This window comes from Reyranella sp., assembly GCF_004296935.1.
Classification (GTDB): domain Bacteria; phylum Pseudomonadota; class Alphaproteobacteria; order Reyranellales; family Reyranellaceae; genus Reyranella.
This window is the reverse complement of the sequence record NZ_SCVH01000168.1, coordinates 1-10,039: the sequence shown is the minus strand read 5'-3', so window position 1 is coordinate 10,039 and position 10,039 is coordinate 1. Positions and strand designations below refer to the sequence as shown.

Annotated in this window: 9 protein-coding genes and 1 pseudogene; 8 read left to right on the top strand and 2 right to left on the bottom strand. The window is 66.9% G+C overall.

Going from position 1 to position 10,039, the window contains the following annotated elements; genetic code table 11:
- The 6 genes from EPO55_RS25785 to murJ form a co-directional block, all read left to right on the top strand.
- Window positions 1–715, top strand: a 715-nt coding sequence (locus tag EPO55_RS25785) for a tetratricopeptide repeat protein (RefSeq protein WP_296340454.1), incomplete at its 5' end; no start/stop codon positions are given.
- 46 nt (window positions 716–761) lie between these two features.
- A complete protein-coding gene (locus EPO55_RS25780) occupies window positions 762–1,487 on the top strand; it encodes an LON peptidase substrate-binding domain-containing protein (protein WP_296340452.1) in 726 nt (241 codons plus the stop codon).
- Window positions 1,488–1,521: 34 nt separating this feature from the next.
- Complete coding sequence (locus EPO55_RS25775) at window positions 1,522–1,731, top strand: Trm112 family protein (RefSeq protein WP_296340451.1); 210 nt, start codon at window positions 1,522–1,524, stop codon at window positions 1,729–1,731.
- 23 nt (window positions 1,732–1,754) lie between these two features.
- A complete protein-coding gene (locus EPO55_RS25770) occupies window positions 1,755–2,141 on the top strand; it encodes a DUF971 domain-containing protein (RefSeq protein WP_296340457.1) in 387 nt (128 codons plus the stop codon).
- Window positions 2,142–2,147: 6 nt separating this feature from the next.
- The gene (locus tag EPO55_RS25765; RefSeq protein ID WP_296340450.1) at window positions 2,148–3,398 is read left to right on the top strand and encodes a flavin-dependent oxidoreductase; all 1,251 of its coding nucleotides are present in this window, start codon (window positions 2,148–2,150) and stop codon (window positions 3,396–3,398) included.
- A gap of 232 nt (window positions 3,399–3,630) precedes the next feature.
- Window positions 3,631–5,232, top strand: a complete 1,602-nt coding sequence (murJ, locus tag EPO55_RS25760; protein WP_296340448.1) for a murein biosynthesis integral membrane protein MurJ — start codon at window positions 3,631–3,633, stop codon at window positions 5,230–5,232.
- Here the strand turns inward: murJ and EPO55_RS25755 are convergent.
- Window positions 5,201–6,142: a succinylglutamate desuccinylase/aspartoacylase family protein gene (locus tag EPO55_RS25755; protein WP_296340446.1), complete on the bottom strand. Its 942-nt coding sequence runs from the start codon at window positions 6,140–6,142 to the stop codon at window positions 5,201–5,203. The two genes, murJ and EPO55_RS25755, sit on opposite strands and share 32 nt — an antisense overlap.
- Window positions 6,143–6,215: 73 nt before the next feature.
- Between EPO55_RS25755 and EPO55_RS25750 the strand changes: the two genes are divergently transcribed.
- Window positions 6,216–7,511 carry an MFS transporter gene (locus EPO55_RS25750; RefSeq protein ID WP_296340445.1) on the top strand — a complete coding sequence of 432 codons (1,296 nt, stop codon included), beginning with the start codon at window positions 6,216–6,218 and terminating at the stop codon, window positions 7,509–7,511.
- Window positions 7,512–7,514: 3 nt separating this feature from the next.
- Here EPO55_RS25750 and EPO55_RS25745 read toward each other — a convergent pair whose 3' ends face one another.
- A complete protein-coding gene (locus tag EPO55_RS25745; RefSeq protein ID WP_296340443.1) occupies window positions 7,515–9,302 on the bottom strand; it encodes a peptide ABC transporter substrate-binding protein in 1,788 nt (595 codons plus the stop codon).
- A gap of 231 nt (window positions 9,303–9,533) precedes the next feature.
- Here EPO55_RS25745 and EPO55_RS25740 point away from each other — a divergent pair.
- Window positions 9,534–10,039, top strand: a pseudogene (locus tag EPO55_RS25740) (hypothetical protein); the annotation flags it as partial.

The following is a 10,039-nucleotide window of genomic DNA, read 5'->3' as shown; positions in this document are numbered from 1 at the left end:
CAAGATCGACATCGACAAGAACCAGATGCTGGCCCAGCAGCTGCGCATCCAGTCGATCCCGGCGGTCTATGCCTTCTTCGGCGGCCGGCCGGTCGACGGCTTCATGGGCGCGGTGCCCGAGAGCCAGGTGAAGGCCTTCGTCGACAAGCTGGTCCAGGCGTCCGGAGGTGCTGCGGGCGGGGCCGGCAACGAGATCGCCGAGCTGCTCGAACATGCCAAGGCGGCGGTGGCAGAGAACGACATGGAGACGGCGGCGCAGATTTATAGCGAGATCCTGGGCGTCGATCCCGAGAACGTCCCGGCGCTCGCCGGCCTGGCGCGCTATCACGTCCACGCCGGCGACTACGAGCAGGCGACGACGCTGCTCGACCAGGTCCCGGCCAAGGACAAGGGCCAAGCCGACGTCGTGGCGGTGAAGGCCACCATCGACCTCGCCGCCAAGGCCAAGGAAGCCGGCCCGGTCGACGACCTCAAGGCCAAGGCCGCTGCCGATCCCAAGGATTTCCAGAGCCGGCTCGACCTGGCGCTGGCCTATTGGGCCGGCGGCCAGAAGCAGGAGGCGATCGACGAGCTGCTCGCCATGATCAAGGCCGACCGTGCGTGGAACGAGGGTGCCGCGCGCGCGCAGCTCCTGAAATTCTTCGAGGCGCTGGGCTTTGCCGATCCGCTTTCGGTCGACGGCCGCAAGCGGCTGTCGACGATCCTCTTTTCCTGAGACGAGTGCCGGATGGGGCGCCGGCCCACGGGACCATGAGGGGGCCATGAGCGACCGCAGCCCGGGCCGCAATCCCTTCGATCCCGGCTTCGAGCAGCTGCCCGACACGCTGCCGATCTTCCCACTCTCGGGCGTGCTGCTGCTGCCCGGCGGCAAGCTGCCGCTCAACGTCTTCGAGCCGCGCTATCTCGCCATGGTGTTCGATGCGCTGGCCGGCCACCGCATGATCGGCATGGTGCAGCCGCAGCAGCCTGGCGGCTATGCCGGCGACGGAATGCCGACCGACGACCCATCGACGGGGGGCCGCCCGCCGGTGCACCGGATCGGCTGTGCCGGCCGCATCGTGAGTTTCAACGAGACCGAGGACGGCCGGCTGCTGCTGGCGTTGAGCGGCGTCAGCCGCTTCGAGATTGTGCGCGAGCTCGACCTTGCCCAGGGTGGCTACCGTCGCGTGTCCTCGGTGTTCTCGCCCTTCCGGGCCGACCTCGATCACGCCGACGAAGCTGTCGAACTCGATCGCGAGCGCCTGATGGCCGCCCTTTCGGCCTTCTTTCGCAGCCGCAACCTGTCGACCGACTGGGACGCCGTGAAGCAAAGCGCCGACGCCAACCTGGTGACATCGCTCTCGATGGTCCTGCCCTTCGGCCCGGCCGAAAAGCAGGCGCTTCTGGAGGCTGCCGACAGTTCGGCGCGCGCCAAGCTCCTGGTCGCCTTCCTGGAAATGAACGCCTTCTCCCCACCGTCGGACACGACACCCGGCAAAGCCAATTGAGCCCGCCGGCCGGCAAACATGATATGATCCGCTCATGACCGATGAACCTGCTCCGCCGCGTCGCGCCGGCGTCGACCCGAAGCTGCTGGAAATCCTGGTCTGTCCGGCCACGCACGGACCGCTGGAATACGATTCGGCGGCGGGCGAACTGATCAGCCGAAAGGCAGGCCTCGCCTATCCCATCCGCGACGGCATTCCGATCATGCTGGTGAGCGAAGCGCGCCAGCTCCGGGACGCACCGTGAGCAGCGACGGCTTCACCAAGTCGGTGCCCGATGAGGGCAGCTACGAATCGACCTCGGCGCCGTGGCCGGCCGAACTGCGGGTCTTCAAGGAAGAAGGCCGGCTCGAAATCGATTTCTCCGACGGCCGCACCTGTTCCCTGCCGGCGGAGTATCTGCGCGTCGAGAGCCCGTCGGCCGAAGTGCAGGGCCATGGGCCCAGCCAGAAGAAGATCGTCTCCGGCCGGCGCCATGTGAAGATCGAGGCGGTCGAGCCGGTCGGTCATTATGCGGTCCGCATCGTGTTCGACGACAAGCACGACACCGGCATCTACAGCTGGGCCTATCTGCGGGAACTCGGCGACACCCATGCCGAACGCTGGGCCGCCTATCAGGCCGCCCTGCTGTATCGCGGCCTGAGTCGCGACGCCTAGCATCCGATGAAGATCGTCATCGCAGGTGCCGGCATCGGCGGGCTCGTCGCAGCGATGTGCCTCCATCGCGCGGGCTTCGATGTCGAAGTGTACGAAGCCGTGGGCGAGCTGAAACCACTGGGCGTCGGCATCAACATCCAGGCTGGCGCCGTGCGCATCCTCTGCGGCCTCGGCCTCGAACCCGCCCTGGCCGCCACGGCCATCGAAACGCGCGAGCTGCGCTACGCCAACCGCCACGGCCAGACGATCTGGGCCGATCCGCGCGGCCGCCACGCCGGCCTGCCGTGGCCGCAGTTCTCGATCCATCGCGGCGAGCTGCAGATGATCCTGTTCCACGCCGCGCGGCAGATGCTCGGCGCCGACCGCATCAAGTTCGGCCGCCGCATCGCGGACTTCGCGCAGAAGGGCAGCAAGGTGACGGCGCGCTTCGTCGATCGCGACGGGCGGGCTGTCGAGACTGCCGAGGCCGACATCCTGATCGGCGCCGACGGCATCCACTCCGCGGTGCGCGGCAAATTCTATCCCGACGAAGGCCCGCCCAAGTGGCAGGGCATCCTGATGTGGCGCGGCGTCACCGTGGGCAAGCCCTATCTCGGCGGTGCCACCATGGTGCAGGCGGGGCACCACACCCAGAAGTTCGTCTGCTATCCGATCAGCCGCGCCCATGCCGAGCGCGGCGAGGCGCTGATCAACTGGATCTGCGACCTGCATGTGAGCGATGGCGCGCTGCCCTCGCGCGAAGACTGGAACAAGCCGGGCAAGCTCGCCGACTTCCTGCCGCGCTTCGAGAACTGGAAGTTCGACTGGCTCAACGTGCCGGGAGTCATCCGCTCCGCCCACACGATCCTCGAGTTTCCCATGATCGACCGCGATCCACTGCCGCGCTGGTCGCATGGCCGCGTCACCCTGCTCGGCGATGCCGCCCATCCGATGTATCCGATCGGCTCGAATGGTGCCTCGCAGGCGATCCTCGACGGTGAGGCGATCACGCAGGAGCTTCTGGCGGCCACCGATCCGGAAGTCGCGCTCAGGCGCTACGAGGAGCGCCGCCTGCCGCCGACCGCGGGCATCGTCGACAGCAACCGGCGCAAGGGCATCGACGTCATGCTCGACATCGTCGAGCAGCGGGCGCCGCAAGGATTTTCCAATCTGGAAAGCGTGCTGCCGGCCGAGGAGCTCGAGAAGATCGTCGGCGACTACAAGAAGCTCGCCACCCAGGATCGCGAGACGCTCCTGAAGCTGGCGAATGCCCAATAAAAAACCGGCCCTTTTTGGGGACCGGCCGTGGTGGCGGTTTAAACCGGCCATTACATCGCCGGCCACCACCGAGAGAGAACATGCCAGCGGGCAGTGACAGAATTATGGCGGTGAAACGGGGTGCTGACCCCCTCCGCCCTTCGGGCACCTCCCCCGCTCCGCGGGGGAGGAGATTGATATTCTTCTCCTCCCCCGTCTTCGGGGGAGGTGCCCGAAGGGCGGAGGGGGGCAATTGAGCCTCGCCCGCGCCATCGCCACGGTCGGCAGCTTCACGCTGCTGAGCCGGCTCGTGGGCTTCGTGCGCGATATCGTGCTGTCGGCCGTGCTCGGTTCCGGTGCGGTGGCCGATGCGTTCTTCGTGGCGTTCAAGCTGCCGAATTTCTTTCGCCGTCTGTTTGCCGAGGGTGCGTTCTCGGCGGCCTTCGTGCCCTTGTTCGCCCGCGAGCTTCACGATGGCGGACGCACCGAGGCGCTGGCCTTTGCGCGCCAGGCCCAGGCGGCACTGCTGCTGGTGCTGGTGCCCTTCACGGCGCTGCTGATCCTGGCCATGCCCGGTGTGATGGCCATCCTGGCCCCCGGCATGCGTGACGACGCGCCGACTTTCGCCATGGCCATCGAATTCGGCCGCATCGCCTTTCCTTACCTGTTGTTCATCTCGCTCGCCTCGCTCTACGGCGGCGTGCTGAACAGTATCGATCGCTTCGCCCATGTGGCGGCAACGCCCATCCTGCTGAACCTCACCTTGATCGCCGCCGTCCTCGGCCTCACACCCTTCCTGCCCAACAGCGGCTATGCCGCGGCGGTCGGCGTGGCGATCGCGGGCGTCCTGCAATGGCTGTGGCTGCTGGTCGCCTGTGCCCGCGACGGCGTCGGCATGCGCCTGGTGCGGCCGCGCTGGACCGCGCGGGTGGCGCGGCTGGTCAAGCTTGCCACACCTGTCGCGATCGGCGGCGGCGTGCAGCAGATCAGCGCCGTGCTCGACGTGGTCTGGGCCTCTCTGCTGCCGGTCGGCACGATCTCGGCGCTCTATTATGCCGATCGCATCGCGCAGCTGCCGCTGGGCGTGGTCGGCATCGCCATCGGCACCGCCTTGTTGCCGTTGCTGGCCCGCGAGCTGCGCGCCGGGCATACCCAGTCGGCGATGGCCAACCAGAACCGCGCCATCGAATACGGCCTGCTGTTCAGCCTGCCGGCCGCCCTGGCATTGTGGCAACTGGCCGAGCCCATCATCCGCATGCTGTTCGAGCACGGCCGCTTCGGCCCCGAGGATACGGCGCGCGCGGCAGGTGCGCTCGCGGCCTTCGCCGTCGGCCTGCCGGCCTTCGTCGTGGTGAAGGCGCTGACGCCAGGCTTCTTCGCTCGCGAGGACACAAGGACGCCGCTCTATATCGCGATCGTGGCGATCGCGACCAACATCGTTCTGAACATCGCCTTCCTCTGCGGCACGACGCTCGCCCAGGTCGGCATCGCGCTCGCCTCGTCCCTGTCGGGCTGGCTGAACGCGGCCCTTCTGGCCATCGTCCTGCTGCGGCGCGGCCAGTGGGCGCCCGATGCCCGGCTCGGTTCGCGGACCCTGCGCGTCGCGATGGCCACAGCCGGCATGGGCGCCATCCTGTGGGGGGCGCTCGCCGTGCTGGGACCGGCGCTGGCGTATGGCAACCTCGCCGGCATTGCCGCCCTGCTCGGTGTCTGTGCCCTGGGTGGTCTCGCCTACGCGGCGCTGGGGGCATTGCTGGGCGTCATCAGGCTGTCGGAGCTGCGCCGCATCCTGCGCCGGCCTCCCGGCCTCGAACCGGCTGTCCTCAGATCAACCGACCCAGGCGAACAACCGTGACGCCGGCCCGGAGCGGCCGATTGATCGACGGCATTACCAGCACGCAGTTGTCGTAGGGCGTCGTCACCGGCTCGCCATCGTCGTGGCCGAGCACGGTGCCGGCCTTGGCGATCACTTCCTGGCCCTCGAAGCGGCGCGCCGAGATGAAGTTGCCGCGCTTGGTGGCGATGGCGTGCGTGACCTGGACGACGCGCTGCTTGGCCGAAGCCGGCTGCTTCCAGTCGGCCGGCAGGTCGGCTTCCTCCATGGTTCCCGTTTCGGCAAGAAAGCGCGCCGTCACGTCCTTGGCCACGGTGACCGACGAGGCACGCCAATGCTGGCCGGTCTCGATCAGCAAGGCGGTCCTGGAACTCCCGGGATCGCCGAAGGCGCCATAGTCACGCATGCGCATGCCGGCGGCGTGGCCGCGATCGCGCACGATGTCGACCGGCGTGCCGAGTTTCTCCGCCAGCGCCGCGCCCCGGTCGAGCGGCCCGCACAGCATCAGCGGCACGCAATCGTCATGCATGGAATGAAGGTCGAGCAGGAAATCGGCGCGCTCGACGTAGGGCTTCACCACCTGCGCGCGCCTTGTCTCGAGCGTGGTCGCCGGCTGGTCGAGTCGGCCCCAGGTGCGGTTGAAATCCTCGTCGATCATGCGCGACTTGAAGGGGTTCTTGGCGTCGAAGCTGTGATAGGCCTCGATGTTGTTGAAGGAGAAAATGAGTGTGCCCTGGCGCGGCTTCAGTCCGGCTGCGAGCAGGGCATCGACCACGATCGCACCGGAGACCTCGTTGCCATGGGTGAGCGACGCCACCATCACGGTCGGGCCGGGCTTGCCACTTTCCAGTACGTGGATGTAGGGCGCGGCGCCCTTCTCCCATTTGCGCAACTCGGGAAAGGCGAATTCTATCGGCGGGTTGTCTGACATGATCTAGAACCCTTGCGAGGATGGATCATTCCTTCGCATGCTCCATGGCGAGGGACAAGGCGGGGGCCAACAGATGACGCGTACCAGGTACCGGTGGTTCGTCGTCTTCCTGTTGTTCGCCATCACCGGCGTCAACTATATCGACCGCGCGGCCATTTCCTACGCCATCCCCGCGATCCAGCGCGACCTCGGCCTGTCGCCCGCCGACACCGGCACCATCCTGGGCGCGTTCGGCCTGGGCTATGCCCTCACCACCCTGCTCGGCGGTTTCGCCGTGGACCGCTACGGCGCCCGCATCGTGCTCACCATCGCCGCCATCCTGTGGAGCCTGTCGATCGGGACGACGGCGCTGGCCGGCGGCTTCGTCGTCCTCTACGCCGCGCGCGTGCTGCTGGGCGTCTCGGAAGGTCCCAACTTTCCCGCCCTGACCGGCGCCGTCAGCCGCTGGCTGTCGCCGCACGAACGGGCGACTGCGCTGGCCAATGCCCTGTTCGCCGTGCCGCTGGCCCTTGCCGTCGGTGGGCCCATCGTCACCCAGCTCCTGGGCTGGCTCGACTGGCGCCTCACCTTCGCCGCCCTGTTCGTGCTGTCGGCCGCCTGGGTGCCGCTGTGGTATTTCCTGTTCCGCGACGATCCGGCGGACTCCCGTTTCGTCGATGCGTCGGAGCTCGCCCACATCCGGACGCGTGATCCGTCGATCACCGCCGCGCCGCATGCCACGCTGAAATCCTGGCCCGAGCCCGGCGTGCTGCGGACGCTCCTCACCAACAGGACCCTGCTGGCCAACTACTGGGCCTTCTTCGTCTTCGGCTATTTCCTGTTTTTCTTCATGACCTGGCTGCCGAGCTACCTGGAGCGCAAGTACGGACTCAACCTGCAGACCGTGGGCCTGTTCACGGTGCTGCCCTGGCTGTCGGCCGCGGTGCTTCTATGGCTGTTCGGGCGCTGGTCGGATTATCTGCTCAAGACCACGGGCCGCCTGCGCGTCGCGCGCTCCTGGCTGATCGCCGGCAGCCAGCTGGTCGCGGCACTGGCCGTCATTCCCGTGGCCCTCACCGACAACCTAACGGTGGCCATCGCGGGCATCACGGTGGCGGTCGCGGCCTCGATGGGCGCCAACGCAGCCTACTATGCGGTGAATGTCGACATCGTCCCGCACCGGGCGGCGACGGCGCTCGGCATCATGGATTTTGCCTTCGCCATCGCAGGTTTCCTCGCCCCCGCCATCACCGGCTGGGTGTTGAACCTGCGCGGTTCGTTCGCCGACGGCTTCCTGCTGATGACAGCACTCGCGCTCTCCTCGGTGCTGGTCGTGCTGCTGTTCCACCATCCCGACCGGGACCGGGAGAGCCCGGCGCCGAAGGCCTGATCCTCAGGCCTCGCGGTACCAGTTCGCGAGATCCCAGGTGTTGTTGTCCCAGCCGCTGAGTTCCAGGACGAGTTTGGTGCTCGCGGCCGCGACGTTGAGCCGGGCCACGACGGGGATCACGACCTGGTTGTTCACCGCCAGCTCGTTCAGCTTGATCAGCATGGCGGCGCGCCTGACCGGATCGACCTCGACCTGGGCCGCCTTGTGGGTGTCGTCATATTCCTGGTTCTGCCAGCGCGTGATGTTGCGGCCCTGCCATTTGTTCTCCTTGGTGGCTGCTTCCCACGAACAGAACTGGCGCAGGAATATTTCCGGGTCGGGCTGACTGCTGTTGTTGTACATCTGCAGGTCGCAGTAGAACTTGGTGTAGGTGTCGGGATTGGCGACGTCGGACGAAAAGAACACCGATGCCGTCACCGACTTCAGCTCCATGTCGATGCCGGCCTTCTGGGCGGCCTGCTTGACGATCGCCTGGTTCTTCTGCCGTGGCTGGTTGATCGAGGTCTGGTAGACGAGCTTCAGCCTCTTGCCGTCCTTGGCCCGGATGCCGTCGGCGCCCCTCGCCCAGCCGGCCTTGTCGAGAAGGGCGTTGGCCTTGTCGACGTTGAACTCGTACTTCGTCGTCTTGGACCGGAAGCGTTCCGGGTTGTTGATGAAGTTCGCCGTCGCGACCCCGGTGCGACCGTAGATGTGCTTTTCGACCGAGTCCTTGTCGACCAGCAGCGCCAGCGCCTGACGTACCGCCGGGTCCGACAGGATCGGGTGCTTGGTCTTGAGGCTGGAGCGCTCGCCGTCGACCTCGGTCCAGGGATCGGTGTTGTTGAGCTGGATGTGCTCGATGCCGCCGCCTTTGTTGAAGATGACGCGACCTTTGCCGCCCTTTTCCATTCGCTGAAGAATCTCGTCCTCGACCTGCATGTTCCAGGCAAAGTCGAACTCGCCGGTCTGCAGCACAGCACGCGCCGCCGACACCGCATCGCCGCCGCCCTTCATCTCGATGGCGTCGAAATGCGGCCGGTTGGGCCGGTGATAGTTCGGGTTGATGACGCCGGAGACGAGATCGCCGGGCTTGAAGTCCTTGAACATGTAGGGGCCGGTGCCGACCGGCTTGAGGTTGGTCGGTGCGTCGCGCGACTTGGCGCCGATGTAGTCGGCGAACAGGTGCTTGGGGATCACCATGCCGGCCCAAGCCACGAAAGCATCGGCCCAGAAGGGGGTCGGCTTCGCAAACTTCACGATGACCGTGTGGGCATCGATCTTCTCGACCGTGACGTCCCTGTAGGAGCCGCTGGTGAGCGTGGCCGTCGCCGGATCCCTTGAGTATTCCCAGGTGAAGACGACGTCGTCGGCGGTGAACGGCTTGCCGTCGTGCCAAGTCACCCCCTTCTTCAGCTTCCAGGTCACCGACTTGCCGTCGGCAGCCAGGGTGCCGTCCTCGCGGCCGGGAATCGACTCCGCCAGTATGGGCCGGAGGTTGCCCTCGCGGTCCCAGCCGGCGAGCGGCTCGTAGAACAGGCGCGAGCCGTCCTGGTCCTTGGTGCCGACCGCGAAATGCGGATTGAGCAGGGTCGGGCCCTGCCACCATAGAACCTTCAGCACACCGCCGCCGCCGCGCTTGGTCGGCTTGTAGACCGGTGTGGATTGCGCCATCGCAACGCCGGAAAATGCCAGAAGCTGGGTCGCCATGGGCGCCGTCAGCCCCACCGCCGCCAGCCGCCGCACGAAGACACGACGGGACATCCCGCCCGCCTTCACCTGGTCGATCAGACCACGCAAGCCACGTTCGTCCATCGGATGCCTCCATCCAGAGTGTCGTCGCCGTCCCTGACGCTCCTGCTATCCTGCAAGATGCGTGCAAGGCGGATGGGAACAGCGTCCGGTGCCGCCGTCAATGTCACGGGCAAGGAGCCGGCTTGATTACCTCGGCCGTTTGGGCGATACCGCGCCACCCTCGCCCTCCACCGGCAGGGTGCGCGGAGGTCCAAACCCCGTGCCTTCCACCTTGAGCGGAGTCCACATCCCATGCCTGACGCCACCGCCAGCGCTGCCACGCCCAATCCGCACCTCGCGCCCTACGCCGCCCGCGGCCTCAAGGGCCGGATTCTTTCGGGGGTGCAGCCCACCGGCAACCTCCATCTCGGCAACTATCTCGGCGCGATCCGCAATTTCGCGCGTCTGCAGAACGACTACGAATGCCTCTATTGCGTGGTCGACCTGCACGCCATCACCCAGCCGCAGGACCCCAAGCAGCTCGCGGCACAGACGCGCGAGATCGCGTCGGCCTTCCTGGCGGCCGGTGTCGACGGCAAGAAGCAGATCATCTTCGCCCAGTCGACCGTGCCCGAGCACGCCCAGCTCGCCTGGATCTTCAACTGCGTGGCCCGTGTCGGCTGGATGAACCGCATGACGCAGTTCAAGGAGAAGGCCGGCAAGGACCGCGAGAATGCCTCCCTCGGCCTCTACGCCTATCCGGCGCTGATGGCGGCCGACATCCTGATCTACAAGGCCACGCACGTGCCGGTGGGCGA